Below are 18,937 nucleotides of genomic sequence, written 5' to 3'. Positions count from 1 at the left end.
ATACAGACACAATTCAACTGACAAACTTGTTGAGCATAAATTTAACCGCTTGAGGGGCTTGATAAAGCAGCTTGCCGGGTTCCTCAACAAGGAATCCGGCTTCATCCTCCGCGATGACGAGTACTAACTCTCTGGGGATTCGAGCTATTAGATACTTTAATTCTTGCTCGATTTATGGTTCAGAATTTTTACCAAATTATCATTCAAAGCACAGAAAAATACGTCTTCATTTACGGTTGAAGCTTGCATACTTCATGGCTATCCCCTGACTCTGGCTATTTTTGGTGCTTGTCTTTAAACCAGATAATTTGTTCAGTACTTTTGTTCGACAAGCATCTCTTAATTTATTCTTGTTCGGGATACCGTCTTTTTAAAAGAGGCGCACCCTAATCATTTAACATTACACAGGCTTGTTTATAAACTGTTCTTGCATGTAATAAAACCTGACTACGCCATGTTACACTGGAAGGTGAAAAGACCTCAAGCAATCGCGGTTTGGAGGGAACAAAGAAGCTTCTCTGTGCATTGTGATACAGTCGATTCTCGTTGCGTAACGCAGCTAGAACATGGAGCATATTATAGGTGCCAAACTCACACGTAATCCCATCGTAGCGGACATCCGGAAGGCGTTGTGCCAGAGCGCGGGTAAAGCCACCACGGACAAGGTAGCCACCTTTGCGATCGTAACGGCTTTTCAACCTAGAGCCAAATGCACGCTGCGCTCGTGCGACTTGCTCTGGATTAGACTCTCCTTCAAGTAGCAAAGATATCTTGCCAAACTTGCCGAGACCACTGTGCAAGTCAACGTGTACAATTCTCTCTCGGTGACTCAGCGTCTTGTCGAGAAATAATAATAGTCGAGACAACGCAGGCTGTAACAATTTACCACCAAAGAATAAACCTTGGGGATACTCATATTGCCCAGTCACCACAGCAGTTTTCACGTTCTCGTAGCCATATTGAAGTACTGCTCTGATGACTTGCAATAAAAAGAAATCTCTTGTTGGTGGCGAGGGTGGATTCAGCAGAGGATCGAGGAAACTATAAGTGGGATGTACGCCTTGATACTCGTTTTCTTCTGCGAGAAAGTTACGATTCAGGTCTACGTTTTGGCTATCCACGCGTCGCAGATTTGCCATTCCCCAAGGATTGAGTACATGCAGCCAAAGCGTAGAGATTTCAGGGTTAAGAGACAGCAAATAAAGTTGAGCAGCACTACCAGCAAATCCCTCAATGCCGTGGAGTCCGCTACTAAAGACAAGGACGTGAGGAGATTGGGGGTTTCCAGACCAAGCCCAGTCGATAGTCAGACCATCACTGACCTCTATAGCTCCATGTTCTAACAAATGTGTTGTTTTTCGGAAACGTTCTTGAGCTTGCGCGTAGTCTTGAGAAAACCAAGAGTAAATATCATCCATTTAATTCACATTTGATTGTGATAATTTCGGACTTTCGCTATGTTTATACAAGCGATCGTGAATTGTTTGGCATAATGCGATCGCCTCATTAGTACTGACAATATGCCTTAGTACTAAGCGATCGCCATTAAATTCACTAATTAGCAGAGAATTTCGGCGATGTGCGTCAATACCAGACTCCGCTAAGAACTTGACAGCATCAAAAAAACCGCAAGTGACTACAAGCATTGGCACTTTTTGGTCTTCGAGTAAAATAACAGGAATATTTGCTAGTTGTAGCTTAAGTCTGGCAATCTCGAAATCTCGTTTTGACGCAAACTCTAGGACAATCGATCGAGGATCGAGTATGGTCGCCTTTGATGTCTTGCCATTACCAATTATCGTCCCAATGCGATAATCATCCCGATTATGCCGACACACGATTTGCACTCCGTTATCTTTGGCAACTTGTAGTGATTTATAGTGCAAGACTTTTGCCCCACTGAGTGAAAAGTTGATTGCGGTGTCAAAAGATACAGCTTCCAGAAGTTTAGTGTTTTGGATGAGATGCGGATCGGCGCTGTAAATGCCATTGACATCAGAAAAAATCTCGCAACTTTCAAGTTCAAGCGTCGTCGCTAGTGTCACAGCAGTAAAATCAGAACTATTTCTACCAAGAAATGTAGGACGATTATGGCTATCAACTGCTTGACCACCAGGAACTACTACAATATCAACTTCTGTAAATGCTTGTTTTAAAACTGCTGCATCAATTTTTTGGATCGAAGCATGAGAAAAGTTAGAGTCTGTGATAATACCTAGTTGATAGCCCGACAGTACTTTTGCAGAAATACCTGTTGCTTCGACTGCTAAACGAAGCAGATTTGCCCCAATGGTGTCAGCAAGTGGCACAAGTGAGTCAAGGGCTTCGGGTGATGGATTTGTGTTGACTTCCAAAGCAAGTTTATGAAACTCATCCGTCAAACCAGCCATTGCACTAACAACTACTACAAGCTTGTCGCTGTCTTGTTCAAGCCGAGATTTGAGAAATGCTGCAATGGTGTTGAAATCAGTACTACGTTGAAAGGTTGACCCACCGAACTTGAGGACGCGGATTTGCATTTTAAATCACCTGCCTTTGGATTATCTCCTCAGCGATTTGGATCGCGTTTAAAGCTGCACCAATCCGAAGATTGTCAGAAACTAGCCAAAACCATCCAGCTTTGGAATTATTGGGGTCAATTCTGATTCGACCAACATGGATACGATCGGGATTATCTATAGTTCGCGGTGTCGGATAACCTTGCGTACCTTCACCGTCATAAACTGTCACTTCTGGAGCATGACGGAGTAATTCAACGATATCATTCCGATTTAAGTCGCGATCGCATTCAAAATAAACTGCTTCTGAGTGGCAGTTAATAACTGGCACTCGGACGCAAGTTGCAGAAACCTTCAAGTCAGGACGGTTGAGTATCTTCTGCGACTCCTGAAGCATTTTTTGCTCCTCCAGTGTGAAGTGGTTATCAAGAAGCACATCAATGCTGGGAATCAGATTGAAGGCCAAAGGTAGAGGAAAGCGCTCTGCTTTTGGTGGTTCTAGTGGAGTTTTGATGATTTGTAAACAACCGTTTTTGAGTTCCTCAATGCCCGTGACACCTCGACCAGAAGCAGATTGATATGTACTGACAATTACCTGCTTGACGCGGTAACTTTGTTCAATCGGCTGTAAAAGGCGTACCAACGGAATTGTTGAGCAGTTGGGATTGGCGATGATTCCACTTTTAGGCCGCTCTACTAAAAGATGACGGTTTACCTGCGGAACAACAAGTGGTGTATCGGGGTCCATCCGAAACGCATTGGTGTTGTCAATCACAATTGCACCTTGCTCTACTGCCTTGCTAACCCACTCACGACTAATGGGGGTTCCAGCAGCAAAGAAAGCAATGTCAACACCTGTAAAGTCAAAGTCCGCCAAATCGCAAACTTCATAATCGCGTCCACCCTGAGTTAAACAACGACCGACTGAGCGCGATGAAGCGACTAAATGCAAGTTTGAATACTTAAAAGAGCGTTCCTCAAACAGAGACAAGAAAGTAGTACCGACGATGCCTGTCGCTCCGACAATCGCGATGCTAGGGTTTTTCTGAACAATTGGCATGGGCTTTCTCCATAAAAACTTTGTAGTGGATAAGATTTAGGGACTGGGGACTGGGAAAACATTCCAAAATTTAGGAGGGGTTAAAGCCTGAACCATAATTTTTCGTTTGATAACCCAATCCCTAATCCCTAATCGCCAGTCCCCAGTCCTGTTGATTAGCTCACATCTTTGAAGCCAAGTTAGTTGGTAATAATGACCAGTTTAAGTTCACTGCAAGGCTAGCCAGTACGATGAGTGCAACGCCAACTCCCTGTATTGGCTCTAAGATATGCCCGTAGATGACGTAATCACTAAGCATCGCACTAGCCGGATTAGCAAAAGTAAGAACTGCGATCGCTGATGTTGTCAGCTTTTGGTAGGATGAATACATCAAAATGTATACGATACCAGTGTGAATTACACCTAACCCCAGCAGGTAGTACCAGTGGTTGCCAAAAAGAGGAACTTTTTCAAGAGACGTGAAAGGTAGAAGCAAAAATACTCCCAGTGTCAAATGAATCAGGACGATGAGGTGGGGACGCACGCCCTCAAGACATTTGACAAGGAGCGTAGTTAGAGCATAGAAGATAGCTGCGAGTAGGGCAAATAATATACCAGTAATATAAGAACTATTGATTGATACCATTGTCAACCGCAGTTTAGTAACCAGCACTAACCCTAAAAATGCGATCGCAATCCAGCCAATTTTGTTTTTGGAAATAGTAGTCTTAAATATTAAGCTACCTAGTATAACCACAAAAAAAGGTTGGGTATGATAGACTACAGTCCCTAGTGCTATTGAGGTTAATGAGAAGGATTTGAAAATTAATACCCAATTGAAGATCAGCGATACACCACTGAGTAAAGCCAAGGTTAGTAGTCGTAAGGTTAAATTGTGTTGCTTAAAATATCCTTTAAAATAGCAGAATAAACCCAAGAATATTGCTCCAAATATACAGCGATAAAATACAACATTAAAAACTGCTTGATGCGACTCCTTAAAAAATACGCCAACTGTTCCTGACACAAGCATAGCAACAGTCAGTTCAATAGTCCCAGTAGAAAAGTTTTCCTTTTTCATCTTTAAATAAGACTAAAAATATTCAACTTTTACTTGTACCCCCAAACCTGGAATAATCTAGCAAAGACTATGATACTTTCTGGCTTTTCAATAAATTGACCTAGCTCTGCTAAAAGAGAATCTATCTCCTTTGGTGAGGCAAGTTTTTCGGAAATAATAGCTTCTTTAATATTCAGCAGCGTTATTTGGGGAATTATTTTTTCTGAAAATTTTGTAAATATTGGTTGTACTAAATTCACTTGAACATTTTTAAACCCTGACTCTGTCAAAATTTTAGGAATTTTAGCTCCCAGATCGACATTTCCACCTCTTCGGTCAATGACCTGGCGGTGTAGTTCAAGATATTTTGCAAAAGCTTGAGATTCTGGATAACAGTAATATCCAGAAAAGTCTGTTTCTTCAACTATAGCAACTCCTCCAGGCTTTAAAGCATGATACATTTTTGTAGTCACTATTCCGGGATTTGTTAAATGTGCTAATAAAAACCGGGAATAGGTCAGATCGTATTCTGATTCTTCATCGATATCAAAAGCATTTAATGCTCTAAATTCAACATTAGTAAATTCTTGCTCTAATTCTTCTTGAATCAACTGGATAATACTACTATCCATATCAATGCCAATGACTTTACCTTTTTCTCCTATTAATTTAGCTATCTCTATAGTTACATCACCACCTCCACATCCCACGTCTAGACAGTGCATTCCTTCACTAATTCCAACGTTTTTTAAAAGATTTAATGTAGTTTCTTGCACAACTTCTGCTAGTACTTTCAGACGGTCTTTACCCTTTTGACCTCCGGAAATTACATAATTATTTTTCATTTCACTGTCCTCTCTTGGCGGCAATAATATTTAATACTTCGGATGATTAATCAAAAACACTTCAGAGTATTTAGATTGAAAATGCAAAGCCGTACATTTGAGTTTGATTAACATCATTCATTTGGCGTGTATCAAGTTGGGTAAAGCCAAATTGATTATAGAGACGATGACCTTGGGTAAATTGAGTAAAAGACCATAGCTCTATATGAGTTTTTCCCTGTAATTGTGCCCAATCAACCGCCGTTTTAAGTAATTGGTAGCCTAAACCAAGACCTCGAAAATCCCGTTTAAGATAAAGCCTGACGATTTCAGCTTCTGAAGATTTGATTATTTTTACACCTACAGTCCCAATAATTTCTTCTTGCACTAATAGAACAAAGAAAGCAGCAGATTTTTGATTGTATTTTTGCTCAAAATCTAAAATATCTGGGATTTCTTGAGAAACTTCAAATACAAGACCATGCTCAATATAAACCTCACGCATAATATTGATTATGCTAGGAACATCATTATGAGTGGCTAAACGAATTTTGGAATTAATAGTTGGTTTTGTTGACATAGGGAGCTATACTTGTCTTCAGTTTTGTTTGGTAAACAAGTTTATTAAAGTTAAGATAAGACCTTTTGACTGAGCAACTTGAGGTTAAGAAAAGCTTCGAGTCCTTCAGTTCCGCCTTCATATCCATAGCCACTGTCTTTAATACCTCCCACTGGTGCATTAGGAGGCACTCCACTCAGTTGATTGATGCCGACATTACCTACTTCTAATGCTCTAGCGGCAGCTTCTGCTACTACAGGCGAACTAGTAAATACGTAAGCTGCAAGTCCATAAGGATTACTATTTGCTTGATGAATTGCTCGATCAAAGTCGGCAAAAGGTGCAATGGGGATGATCGGCCCGAATGGTTCCTCATTCATAATGGCTGCATCGTCTGGAACTTCAGTAAGTACTGTGGGCGCAAAGAAATATCCTGATCTTGGCAGCCTTTTTCCTCCAGTTACCACACACCCACCTTTAGCTACTGCATCAGCAACTAAGCGTTTCATTGCTGCAATTCGACGGGGGTTTGCCATTGGCCCCATATCAGTGTTCTTGTCCATACCGTCACCGACTCGAATATTTTGTACAAGTTCTGTGAACCGTTTGAGGAATGGTTCATAGAGAGTTTCATGCACATAAATTCGGCTAGGTGCATTGCAACTTTGACCAGAGCCTTTAAACTTATAAGCAGCGATCGCTTCGGCGGCAGCATCAACATCTGCATCTGCAAAGACGATCGCTGGTGCATGACCACCGAGTTCCAGAGTACAGCGTACTAAACCATCTGTAGCTAGCTTTGCCAACTGTTTCCCGACTACTGTCGAACCAGTGAAAGAAAGCTTCTTGATAATTGGCGAAGCAAGAAGGTGTTTAGAAATCGCTGGTGGATCGCCAAAAACTAAATTGACTACACCAGGTGGTAATCCGGCATCAATTAATGCCATTGCGATCGCTACAGCTGAACTTGGTGTTTCTTCCGCAGCCTTGAGAATTATTGTGCAGCCAGCAGCAAGTGCTGGTGCTATTTTTCGGGCAGAAACAACTGCTGGATAGTTCCACGGCGTAAAGGCAGCGACAACACCAATTGGTTCAGGTACGATAAATCTGTGATAGTCTGTCACAGGAAAATTACGGCACTCTAAAATTCGTTCTGCTTCTTTGGCGTTCCAAGCAATGGTTTCGGCTGCTCGGATCAATTCTTGGCGGGATTCGCTTACTGGCTTACCTTGTTCGCAGGTAAGCAAGAGTGCGGCAGCATCAATACGGTCATAGAGTAATGTCGCTGCCCGATCTAATATCTTCACACGAGTACTTACTGGTGTATCACGCCAAGTTAAAAAGCTTTTTTTGGCAGCAGCGAGTGCTCGGTCAAGATCGGTTTGACTTGCATAAGCTACCCGTCCTATTACCTGTTCGTTAGCTGGATTGATTAATTCCCCAAAACGATTATCGCTGCCATTACACCAGTTGCCGTCAATTAACAAACCAAACTCTTGATTCATAAAAGAGTTTTATGGGTAGTAGTACCATTAATTCGACAGAAGCGCAAACATACTTGCACATTTAAATTACAGTGCATTACCTTGTTGCTGAAAGCGTTGCTGCCTTGCCAACAAGTGCCTCTCCATTCCGACCCAGTACTTGGGTATCTGGGCAGATCAGGATCAGAGCATACTGAGTATAAGGTGTCAAACCGATTCCTAAATGGAACACCCCGTTACTGCCGCCATAAGTTTCGTTCATACCGGAATTCCCAGGTAGAAGTTCGTGAGCAGTATTAATGCCAAACCCCATTTCCCAAATAATCCGGTAACGGGAATCTAACATAAACATATTATTGAGCATATCAACTGCTGGTTGAGCTTCTGGATGAGATGCTCGTAACTCTGTAATCAGACCGTCCTTAACGGTAGCAATGACTGCGCGATCGCGCATACACTCAAGCCATTTGTAAATTCGCGCCCGATCTTCAGGTAAAAAGGAAACTGCTCCTGAGTGGACTGTAGGCTGACCCTGCAACGCAATCTCACCGTTCACTGCTAATCTGAGGTTGGCGTTAAATCGCATGATGTCATCGGGTAGGGCGCTGAGTTCTCCTCCTGGCGCAATTTGTTGTTCTCCCCATTCGATAAATCCTGCCTGTTGATTCCACTCATAGCTGTCATCTAGGTGTTCAAAGATTGCTTTAGTACCTTGAGCTTCGTTGATAATTTCCAGATACTCGCTATTCCTTCCCAACTCGAAGAAGCGATCGGCAAAGGCTTCTAGTTTTTCAGGATCGGTGCGCTCCATGATTCCCAAAAAATGCTGAATCGCTAATAATGACGTTGGTGTGGAATTGCAAGGCATGACGACTAGCTTGCGCTGTCCCAGCTTTTCGGGTGCAGGAGACTCAAAGAAATATTGGGGAGAAATGACAAGAACATGGGCTGGCTCAGGAATACTTTCGTCTAACAACTGTTCAAACGATCGCTCTGCATCATAAGGCACAATTTTTGTAGAAGTATAGCCGCTATCTTCTACAATTTGGAACTGGTTGATTAAAGAGGAGTTAGTAACAACGCAGAAATGACTATCTTCGCTAGCTCCAAATTGACGAAGGCGTTGTGGACGGATGAGTATAGTTTCCATTTTGATAATATCCTTAAATACAAAATGTTGATTCTTTACAGAACTTACTTAAAAACAACCTAAAATACTATGTTTAGTAATTATTATCATATTTTTACTCAAATTATGAAGTATATATAAACGTTAATTTATTTTGAAAATTTACTAATTTATAATAAATATTTTCTATTCCAAAAAATTGTTTTTATTTTTAATAAATAGGAGGGGTAAATCCCCCCTATTTATCCGGCTGTTATGCAAATAAATTACACCTTTTAGAACTCAGACTTGTTAAAATTCTGAATTGTTGAGGCTGGCTTATTAAAAAACCTCTTAAAAATGCAATTTAAATGCTAATTAGCTAATCAAAAAAGATTAGCCTAACAATGTGCCAAGGTAACGACCGTTCTTGTTTACTTTCTTCATGGTTATCTCTCCATTCTGGTTAACGTTTGTTGTTGAGGGCTATTTAAAAACCCGAAAATGCGAATTGAGCAGTAGTTAGTTAATCCAAAAAGATTAACCTAACAATGTGCCAAGATAACGACCGTTTTTGTTTACTTTCTTCATGGCTATTTCTCCATTTTGATTAATGTTTTTCTGCTTGTACAAGCTAAATAAACAATACAACTATTTTTTGAAAAATACAAGTATTTGAAAAACATTTTTTAACTATTTTAAATATCCAAAAATCAATTTCCCAACAACAAAAATAGAACGATTTTTACACAGTGGCAATAATCTTTAATACACTGTGTTATATCGTCTAAACAATGAATAAAATATTTTATGTGTGTTTTCATTAACCAGTTAAAGGTTTTATTTATGTCACCAATTACTTATTTAAAAAAACACAAATAATTGCTAATTTTTGGCCTTTTTCTCTTATTTAAAGATTTTTTTTGAGCTAATGCAGATATATAACAGCTACTGCTCGCTACAGCAGTCTTCATCCTATTTTGATTAATAACATAGTTGAACAAACTGAAAGTCCGCATTACAAACCAATGCCGATCGATTATCTGTGCGCTATATACTGCACTAAGACTTGAATAAAGGTGCGTGTAAGGGCAAGTCCAAGTTTAAAAAGATTGATACCTCTGATTTAGATAAGCTAATTAGGACTGAGAATTCTGTTCTTCAATCGAAACGACTGGTGTCCAAGCTCGTAAACGTCGTTCTTGTCGCGATCGCATAGTCTCTCCATCGTAGTCCACAGTTACTGAATCTTGAGAGACTAACTGAGCGCAATCTAGGATATTGACATTGATGGTAGCAAAAAACTGCTGTGTTTCATTCTGCATGAGAGCGGCAACATAAACGCCGCAGCAACCGCAAATTAGAAAGTCAGCTGTGTGCATACCAAAGCGATAACGAATGATTTGCTCAGGATTGAGAATCTGAATTTGCAAGTCTCCATTGGGATCTGAAGTACTACGTGTGCCGTGTTTCCGACAGAAGGAACAAGCGCACGTCCGGACAGCTAATCGGTTTGGAGTCTGTGTGCTGTTAAATATAAGTTTGAGGTTGCCACAGTGACATCCGCCTGGAAGCGGAAAGTATTGACTATCCATCTAACTTTCATCCCTATACTTGCTGTCAGGAGCCTGCGACACTCAACGGACGTAACTCGCCCCGTTAACATCAATGGTAGCGCCTGTCACATGACGTGCCAAATCTGATGCTAGAAAAATTACGACGTTAGCAATATCCTGTGGCATTGCCATTTCTCCCAGTGGTGTCTGGGAGATAGCAGCTGACTCACCATAGCTATCGAAGTACTCGGCGTTGAGTTCTGTACGGACAAATCCGGGAGCGATCGCATAGACTAGGATATTCTTATCGGCAAATCCACGAGCAATTGTACGAGACAGAGCAAGCATTCCTCCTTTCGATGCTGCGTAGTGCGTATAGTCAGGCAAATCACCCCGGAATCCTGCTCTGCTGGCAATGTTAATAATCTTTCCACCACTTTGCTGTTTAAAGTGATGGATAGCCTCACGACAGAGGGATGCCGGAGCAACTAGATTAATATTGAGTGTACGTATCCAAGAGGTATGCCAGTCCTCAAAATCACCCTCTATAAATGCTTTTTCATACACTCCTGCATTGTTCACAAGTACATCAATGCGATCTCGCCACTCAGTTGCACGCTCCCATAGATATGGGACAGCTGTGACATCAGCGAGATCGCAAACGACTACGTGACAGCGCTCTGAGCCTAAATCAGCTTGTAAAACATCAAGTTGTTCTGCAAGTACATCATTGGCTACGACATAACCACCCGCAGCCACAACAGCGCGTGCAGATGCCTCGCCTATACCACGAGCCGCTCCTGTAATTAGTACTACTTTTCCTGTGAGGTCAATCATAGTTACCCTGCCCAAAATCTAGACAACATAGGAAGCTTTGTCAAAATAATTCCTAATGACGCTCTCTACCAGACGCTGCGCGTAGCGTCTGGTAAAAAGCGTGATTACGAATTAGTAATTTGGCTCATCTAATAACAGCGCTAGTGAGTTCTGGAGTACCGAGAAGTAGCTTTTTATTTTTTCCATATACCCGAATACCAGGACAAATCAAATCGAGATGGTACTGTGTGTAAGGTGTTAGACCAAGCCCAAAGTGCAGCGCTCCACTAGTACCACCGTAAACTTCGTTCATAGCATAATTACCCCAAAGCAAGTCGAGTGAGGTATTGATCGCAAAGCCTAACTCCCAAATAGTCAAATATCGGGAATCAACAGCACCCATTGCTTTAAGCATCTCTGCTGCTGGTTCTACATCTGGGTGAGTGGGATGCAAATCCGTTACAACACCTTGCTCTACCTTGGCAATCAGCGCGTGATGCTTCATATGTCGCAACTGACTGAAAATGCGTGCTTGATCCTCTCGTAAGAAAGATGGTTCACCACTATGTAGAATTGGTAGTCCTTTAAATGCAATCTCACCATTGATTGCAAGGTAAAGATTGGGATTAAACTCCCAAATATCAGCAGGTAAGACACTAATTTCTCCTGATGGCGCGATTTGTTGTTCGCCCCACTCTAGAGGCCCAGCCTGCAAATTCCATTCGTATTTGTCGTTAAGATGGTCGAAGATTGCGCGAGTGCCGTACTCTTCATCTACAATTTCTAAGCGATCGCTTTTTTGTCCTAACTCAAAGAAACGATCGGCAAACTCCGCCTGAGCATACGGATCGGTTCGTTCGATTACACCAAGAAAGTGCTTGACAGCTTCTAGTGGTGTTGGTGTGGAATTGGAAGCCATCGCGATCAGCTTGCGCTTGTCCCCCAATACCTCTGGATGAGGAGAACGGAAGAAACAGTTTGGTGAAACTACAAAAATATGCGAGTTTTCTGGAATTTCGTTTTGTAGTATTGCTTCAAATGACCCTTCCTGGTCATAAGTAACTGTTCGATAGTCTGTATAAGCACCACTTTTCTCAATCAAGAATTGATCGACAATATCCGTGTTAGTCACCAAGTAAAAAATACAATCCTCTGACGGGCCAAACTGTCGGTAAGAACCAGGTCTAATGGTAATAAGCTCCATAAATCACCCCTTTTTTTTAACAACGGTTATAGTTTCTTGTCCAACAACTGTAATATGCGATGTTTTGCTAAATCTGTTGATATGTGAAGAATGCAAAGCAGCCGATCTGCTAGAGTCAGATTGTTTTGGAAATAGTGTCCTACGTCAGCTTTCTTTGTTGTTGGTAACGAGGGATAAAAATCTATCGGCACACTAGCATTTTTAATCACGCCAGTATGCAAACAAAACTCCAGATCGGGACAAATACTCTTTGCAATCAGACAAGCTATCTCGTTCATCTCTAACTTCGGTATTTCGCCGTCAATCCGAGGATACATTTGAACACCGTCAAAGCGTGAGAATACCCGCATTGCCGAGAAAACAGCAGGATGACAGGTTTTGAGAGCAACGATTGATGGGAATCCAAAATGCTCTTGACTTACTTTGTAAAGATGAAATCCCCACATACGTTTGAGCAGATGTGTTTTCTGATAACGGTCTGCAATCATCTGTATTTTGATGTGTAGAAAGGGTAATGAGTCTGTTTCTACCCAACTGGATGCCAACAAAGCGATTAGGTCATTTGATATCGCCTCGACTGCAACAATTAAGTAATCACATTCTTCAAACCAGTTTCGCTTCGCCTCAAAATACTGTTCAATCTTTAAGGTTGGCATTGCTTGGGTCAATCCCTGCACAATCCATTCCTTTATTGCTGGTTGAATAAGTTGTTTTGGAGTGACGTAGTGAAAGATATAACGGTCAAATAACCGCGAATCAAGCCAGTTTTTTTGCAAAAGTTGCATATTTGCAGGATGATTGAATGAGCTTTGTTCTCGCGTCAGTCCTAATGATAAGTATTCGACCGGACTTGATATTAGAGTTAGAGAGAGGAGATACTTGCCTCAAACTACACAAGAATCATCGTTAAATCTTCTGCAACAAAGTGTTGCATAGATCAGGACACCTGTGCCAGCACACTCATATCAAGGGATTTCCCAAGGATTAGATCGTCAGTTTGACCTACAATCAACTCCTGATGCAGTTCCATAAAGTATGCAACATAAAGACGACCTACATTACGTATATGTTCGAGGACTTTCTCCTCATCCTCAGGAGTCTTGATTAAAGATACAAGGACATCCCACACAAAATCGTCATGGTCATCTTTGAGATCGAGGTTCACATGTCCTCTAGCTCCGATAATTTTGTCTTTGCCTAGAATCTTGGCCAAATTGTCTAACCATTGTGGTTGGGTCTTTACAGTTGTGTATTCAACGAAGTAAACGCTTGAGATCAGAGCCATTGGACTATCTTTGTATTCAATGTCAAAGAGCAAATATCCCATAAGCAGCTTTGTTGAGAGCATTGGCTGTTGCGAGTAAACTGCATCCTTCGATACGCCTACCGCCTCAAGATCCCTGACGAAGAACTCGGTGTCGTGAAGCATCTCCTCCTCAGTGTATTTCGCCCATGCTTTGGCTTGAACTGGATCATGCTTAGTGAAGTATCGGATAGCTAGTGCATCCACTGTACGTTTTAGACGCAGCCGAAGAATAGTTTCAATGTTGTGACGCTTGTAGTAATCCATATTGATTTGCAAACCGTTCAACATATGTTGAGAAAACGGAACTTCCTTATAGAACTTCACAATCATGGAGTCTAGGAGTGCGTCTACACGGGATCTGAGTTCCGGTTTTTTAGGCTGACCAATAGGCTTTTTCATTTTTTGTACAATTGATTGATTTATTTTCAATGGTTTCAGAACTTTGGGAAAGTGCAGAATTACAAACTGGGAATTGAGAAGGTTGGTATTTCAGAAGAGTTTTTCTGGCTATCTCTAAGATTACCCATTCTTCTAATACTTCACCATCTATGGGTTTTACCTGAAGTTAGTACATTCGACTGGCACTTAAGTTGTGGTTAGTAAAATATCTTGCTAGTGGTTTAATACCAACTTATCTGGTATTAAATCCTATACCAATCCGATTGGGTAAAATGTAATCCAAGATACACTTTTGGATTTATCTCCTGGAATCCCTATTGAGTCAATAGGTTTTTTAAATACTATGCATTAATCACATAGATAAGTGTAAAAATGTTATCGACGAGTAGATTCAGTTGTTTATAAAGATGTTGCTTGGGAATTTTCCGAGCAAAAACGGCTACCACACACTAGACATGAAGGATCGTGATAAGAATGTCGTTTGGCAAATTCCATTCGCATCAAATCGATTGTCAGCAGTTGTGATAATAGGGGTTGACTAAACTTAGTAATCAACTTTATTACCTCTAATGCACTAAGACAAGCTAGTGTTCCAGAAACAGCACCGATAACCGAGAACCCATGCCGATCCCAATCCGGCTTTTCTGGAAACAAGCATGATAGACAAGGAGTGACACCAGGAATAATCGTCGTCAGGTAAGCTTCCATTCCATCCATTGCAGCTTCCACCATTGGTTTTTGCCAGCGCACGCAAGCTTGGTTGAGCAAGTTTCGCTCTGTGAAATTGTGGGCGCAATCAACAGCTATATCAGCGGATTGCACTAAAGAGTCTACATTCTCCTTTGTAACGTAATCATGAACTGCTTCTACTTGAATATCTGGATTAATAGCTTGCAGAGTTTCTCTGGCTTTGAATACTCTTGGCTTACCTACCCAATCATTTGTCATCAGAACCTGACGATTCAGATCATCTAGCCGTAAGTCACCACCCCGAACTAGAATTAGTCGCCCAACACCTGCTACTGCCAAATAAAGCGCTGATGTACCGCCTAATCCCCCTACACCTGTAACCAAAACCGTTGCAGATTTCAAGCGCTTTTGTCCTGCTTCTCCAAAATTAGGAAGCATCATTTGGCGGTGATAGCGTTCTAACTCACTGGGCGTTAAGTTCATCACTTTTTACCTCTTTATCAGTCGTAAAATCTACCACCTAGTTGGTAGCAAGTATTGTAGTTGTCTATACATTTTTCCGATCTAATACCTGTAAAGTTGGTATTTTTCTAGGCATCATTAAGGGAGCTATGTGCAATACTCTTTGTCTTGGGTTAAATGCCCAATGAAATAAGCCCCACAGCAAAGCGTGGGGTCTTTGAAGTATTATTACTTTCTAGTGAGATATACAGCAATGCTCGATAGCTAATAGACTAAATAGCTTTGGTTTAGCTTATCTACTACATATTTATCGATCGGACAGTTGCACCAACAACTTATCTATGCGATCGCGTGCAAAAAAATGGTAACGATCGATTTAACCAATTGCTACGTTAACCTTTATGATGACGATAGCAACAAGCAAAAATCGTACCTATTAAGTCAATGAAATGGATCTTAACAACTGCTTTGATTTTGAGCAGCACTACTCTATATTCTGCACAAGTAATAGATCGAGCTAAACAACCACCTACTAATAAACAGCCTGCACAACCAGTTAAAACACCTGCTTCACCTCAACAACCTACTTCTCGACCAGTTTTTATTTTGCCAAAAGCACCTGCTCCATTAAGTCCTGTATCTGGGCGTAGAACAGGAATGGGTAGTCGAGATAATTGTCCTGCGGTTTCAACCCCGCTCACTGCCTTAGTACCATTTCAAGAGGAACAAAAGGTTGGCAAACAGACAAACAATTCAATTATCGGGACTGTAGAAGGACTAACTACTTTGGAACGGCCTACGTTTTGGTTTTACATTCCCTACACTAAGAATTTGTCTAATTCAAGTGCTGAATTTAGCTTACAGGATAGCGCCGAAAATGATGTTTATAGAAATGCGATCGCCCTACCTTCAAAGCCAAGTATCATTGGTATTTCTCTCCCTAGTACTGCTTCATTAGAAGTAGATAAGACATATCGCTGGTATTTCAAAGTTCGTTGTAACAAAGAGACAGCAAGCATTCCTGTATATGTAGAAGGGGGCATTAAAAGAATCAATTTAGACGAGCGTGTTATGCAACAATTACAAGCTGCAAATGAGCCTCGACAAAAAATTATAATCTATGCTGAAAAAGGGATTTGGTTTGACGCTTTAAATATGCTAGCACAACTACGCATTTCTAATTATAATGATGTATCTCTTGAAAAAGATTGGCAAAGCTTATTGCAATCAATCAATTTAGATAATATTGCTATAATGCCCCTAATAAAATTACCAAACAGCTAATAATTTCAGAGCCAGTAAAGTATCTATAAACCTAGATTTTTACAACCAATTACCAACTATAACGTAGGGCGCCCAATACATCGGACGGTGATATTCAGGAGCTTCAAGTAATTTTAATTGAGCAAAGCGTAAAGCTTCTGCCGTAGTTTTACCACTCACTAACTGGCGATAAAATTCATCAATAAATAAAGCTGTAGAGTTATCGCCAATTTGCCATAGGGAGGCTAAAGTACTCCGCGCACCAGCACGAAGAGCAACTCCTGCTAATCCCAATGCAGCTCGGTTATCTCCTGCTGCTGTTTCGCAAGCGCTCAAAACAAGTAATTCAACTGGTTCTGTTAATTTTTGCTCTCTACTTTTAAGCAAACTATCTAATTCACTCACATTGATGCGTCCATCAGCTGCTAGGATAAAAGTGTCTTTTGCTTTAGAGCTAAATTGTCCGTGAGTTGCCAAGTGAACAACTTTAAAAGGTTGAGCGTTGATGCTTTTTCCTAAATTTGCACTGGTAAAATTTTTATCCAATAATGTAGTTGTCGATACCCCTGATTCCTGAATTAATTTAAGTTCAACCTTAACGTTGGGAAGTGGTGCAAACTTTTCATTTTTGGGTGGTTGCGATAGTCCTCCAGCAAGGGCATTTAATTTGTTCTGTTCTAGAGGTTTGGGAGCAAATAGTTGCAGTCCGGGGCTAATAACTACAGAGTATTTTTGGACTAAATACTCTCTGCCATCATATAGTACAGACATCGGGATATTTCGCAATAACCCATCTGGAATAAAAACTAAAGTATTAACTTTACTATTTTTGAGGTCTGTTTCAACTGGTTTGATTAACCAGTTATAAAGTTGTTGAGAAGCTGCTTGAAGTTGCAGATTAGCATCGGGTTCGACTATTGTCTCTCGGATTTTTGTAATAACTTGCTCTACTTGCTGACGGTTAACTTGAGAAGTTTTATGAATCAACGGTTGCTTGGGAAGTTTGATAATAATTTCTAAATATTTATCTAGGATAATCGGGTAGAAAATAGCAGTATTCGGGTTGTCGCGGTCTACTACTTTGTCTAGAACCACAAATTGATTGCTCAAGCAAGCTTCTCGGAAAAAATTGTCGAGTTCTGCAACTTGCAAAGCTTCAATTCGCTGTCGTGCTTTATCTAAATCTGGTTTTCCTTGTCCTTTCTCTTGTAAAATCAACTCTACAGACTGCCGATAAAGAGGTTCTATGCGATCGCGAAAATTAAACTGCACGTCTCGATTAACCGCAACTAAATCGCTGCGAAGAGACTGAAGAGTTGTGACAGCAGCATCATAAGCAGATATGGCGGCTTCCATATTTCCCTGTGTTTTGAGCAAACGTCCTAACTGCCACTCAAAGCGATAAGCTATATCTGAGGCATCAATTTTTTCAGCCAGAAACAACGCTTGCTGCGTCAAATCCTGTGCTTCTTGCAATTGTTGGTTCTGCTCGTAAACTTCTCCCAAGCTGCCCAGTGCATAGGATTCGGCACGTTCATCACCGATGATTTTGGCTTGCTGAACGCTATTTGCCAGAATCTCTGCAATGTCTTTTTTGTTACCAATTGCGATCAAAGTCTGAGCAAAATTGATCCGTGCATAAATACCAGCTTGATTGGTAGGCAGATTCGGGAGTTGAGATTGAATTGTGGGTATTAATGACTTTGCTTCAGTGATGCGTTCGTTTTCGACTAGCAAACTCAGCTGATTAATCAGGGCTTGAACTTTGGCTAGAGAGTTTGGTGCAATTTTAGCAGCATTTTTATAATGAGCGATCGCACCTTTAATATTACTTAACGACCTAGCTGTATTACCGAGGCTAAATTCCGTCAAACTAATTTCTAGAGGCAGTTGCAGACGTTGAGCGATTTCTAAGCTTTGTTGTAAGTTTTTCTGGGATTTTTCTAGTTCGCTTAATTGTTGTAAGACATTGCCAAGCGATCGCAAAGCTGTTACTTTTACAATTGAGTCAGGTTGGGAAATTAATTGTTGGGATACTTCATTTAATATATTTAAGCTTCGGCGATAAAAACCAGCAACTCGTAGGGCTTGTGCTTGGTTAATCCGGCTGCGCGTTACTCCAGCAGTATCACCTAATTTCTTCCAGATTTGCTCTGCTTGTTGTGATGTTTTTATAGATGCATCAGTTTGTCCGTCTGCTAATTGCAATTCGCCCTGAATATTTAGAGTTTGTGCCAGAATTTCTAACAATTCAGACTTGGGATTGTTGACATTTAACTTTTGATTGATTTCATCCCAGCCAAGTAAATTTAAGCTATTGTCAATAGTCGCATAAGCTTCTTTCCACGAGCCGAGTTGTTGGTATACAAGAGAGAGGTTAGTCAACGCTGCGGCTTGTGCGAGGTTATTGCTTTGTTGTTGATAGGTACGGACAGCTTGTTGGAGAACATTTACTGCTTCAGTAAAGCGTCCAGCTTGGTAAAGTGCTTCTCCTTGCTCAAGAAGTTGCTGTGGTGTTGCGGCTGGGGGTTTATTGGTTTGGATGTGAAACCCGTTTGGTGAATTTGTCTTTTGTTGTTTAGCAAATGTACTAGGGATAATAGTTAGGAAAACAGCAAGGATAAATAGGACTACGGAAGTTATCGCAAATCTAACTACTCGCTTTGGCA

The 18,937-nt window shown here is 41.0% G+C and carries 16 protein-coding genes; 1 reads left to right on the top strand and 15 read right to left on the bottom strand.

Annotation, left to right across the window (positions count from 1 at the left end):
* Nucleotides 1-386: 386 nt before the first annotated feature.
* The 14 genes from RMY32_RS10200 to RMY32_RS10135 form a co-directional block, all read right to left on the bottom strand.
* Complete coding sequence (locus tag RMY32_RS10200; protein WP_322710753.1) at nt 387-1,418, bottom strand: M14 family metallopeptidase; 1,032 nt, start codon at nt 1,416-1,418, stop codon at nt 387-389.
* Entirely contained in the window at nt 1,419-2,519 is a 1,101-nt protein-coding gene (locus RMY32_RS10195) for a hypothetical protein (protein ID WP_322710752.1), read from the bottom strand.
* A gap of 1 nt (nt 2,520) precedes the next feature.
* Nucleotides 2,521-3,558, bottom strand: a complete 1,038-nt coding sequence (locus RMY32_RS10190; protein ID WP_322710751.1) for an aspartate-semialdehyde dehydrogenase — start codon at nt 3,556-3,558, stop codon at nt 2,521-2,523.
* A gap of 160 nt (nt 3,559-3,718) precedes the next feature.
* Nucleotides 3,719-4,618: a DMT family transporter gene (locus RMY32_RS10185; protein ID WP_322710750.1), complete on the bottom strand. Its 900-nt coding sequence runs from the start codon at nt 4,616-4,618 to the stop codon at nt 3,719-3,721.
* Nucleotides 4,619-4,647: 29 nt separating this feature from the next.
* Nucleotides 4,648-5,442 (bottom strand): methyltransferase domain-containing protein, encoded by a 795-nt coding sequence (locus RMY32_RS10180; RefSeq protein ID WP_322710749.1) that lies wholly within the window; start codon nt 5,440-5,442, stop codon nt 4,648-4,650.
* Nucleotides 5,443-5,512: 70 nt separating this feature from the next.
* On the bottom strand, nt 5,513-6,001 hold the full coding sequence (locus tag RMY32_RS10175; RefSeq protein WP_322710748.1) for a GNAT family N-acetyltransferase: 489 nt from the start codon (nt 5,999-6,001) through the stop codon (nt 5,513-5,515).
* A 50-nt stretch (nt 6,002-6,051) separates the two neighbouring features.
* Nucleotides 6,052-7,485 carry an NAD-dependent succinate-semialdehyde dehydrogenase gene (locus RMY32_RS10170; RefSeq protein ID WP_322710747.1) on the bottom strand — a complete coding sequence of 478 codons (1,434 nt, stop codon included), beginning with the start codon at nt 7,483-7,485 and terminating at the stop codon, nt 6,052-6,054.
* Nucleotides 7,486-7,561: 76 nt separating this feature from the next.
* A complete protein-coding gene (locus RMY32_RS10165) occupies nt 7,562-8,614 on the bottom strand; it encodes a hypothetical protein (protein WP_322710746.1) in 1,053 nt (350 codons plus the stop codon).
* Nucleotides 8,615-9,711: 1,097 nt separating this feature from the next.
* Nucleotides 9,712-10,167 (bottom strand): hypothetical protein, encoded by a 456-nt coding sequence (locus RMY32_RS10160; protein WP_322710745.1) that lies wholly within the window; start codon nt 10,165-10,167, stop codon nt 9,712-9,714.
* A 42-nt stretch (nt 10,168-10,209) separates the two neighbouring features.
* Entirely contained in the window at nt 10,210-10,965 is a 756-nt protein-coding gene (locus RMY32_RS10155) for an SDR family oxidoreductase (RefSeq protein WP_322710744.1), read from the bottom strand.
* A 124-nt stretch (nt 10,966-11,089) separates the two neighbouring features.
* On the bottom strand, nt 11,090-12,148 hold the full coding sequence (locus RMY32_RS10150; protein ID WP_322710743.1) for a hypothetical protein: 1,059 nt from the start codon (nt 12,146-12,148) through the stop codon (nt 11,090-11,092).
* 26 nt (nt 12,149-12,174) lie between these two features.
* Nucleotides 12,175-12,933 (bottom strand): hypothetical protein, encoded by a 759-nt coding sequence (locus tag RMY32_RS10145; protein ID WP_322710742.1) that lies wholly within the window; start codon nt 12,931-12,933, stop codon nt 12,175-12,177.
* Nucleotides 12,934-13,085: 152 nt separating this feature from the next.
* Nucleotides 13,086-13,853: a hypothetical protein gene (locus RMY32_RS10140; protein WP_322710741.1), complete on the bottom strand. Its 768-nt coding sequence runs from the start codon at nt 13,851-13,853 to the stop codon at nt 13,086-13,088.
* A 399-nt stretch (nt 13,854-14,252) separates the two neighbouring features.
* The gene (locus RMY32_RS10135; protein WP_322710740.1) at nt 14,253-15,029 is read right to left on the bottom strand and encodes a HesA/MoeB/ThiF family protein; all 777 of its coding nucleotides are present in this window, start codon (nt 15,027-15,029) and stop codon (nt 14,253-14,255) included.
* A gap of 420 nt (nt 15,030-15,449) precedes the next feature.
* On the opposite strand from RMY32_RS10135, the gene RMY32_RS10130 reads away from it, so the two are divergent.
* Nucleotides 15,450-16,289 (top strand): DUF928 domain-containing protein, encoded by an 840-nt coding sequence (locus RMY32_RS10130; protein ID WP_322710739.1) that lies wholly within the window; start codon nt 15,450-15,452, stop codon nt 16,287-16,289.
* Between the two features lie 39 nt (nt 16,290-16,328).
* Here the strand turns inward: RMY32_RS10130 and RMY32_RS10125 are convergent.
* Nucleotides 16,329-18,937: CHAT domain-containing protein (locus RMY32_RS10125; RefSeq protein WP_322710738.1), on the bottom strand; the 2,609-nt coding region annotated here is incomplete at its 5' end.

This window comes from Nostoc sp. ChiSLP03a, from assembly GCF_034531215.2.
Classification (GTDB): Bacteria; Cyanobacteriota; Cyanobacteriia; order Cyanobacteriales; family Nostocaceae; genus Nostoc.
This window is presented reverse-complemented; position numbering and strand designations above follow the sequence as displayed.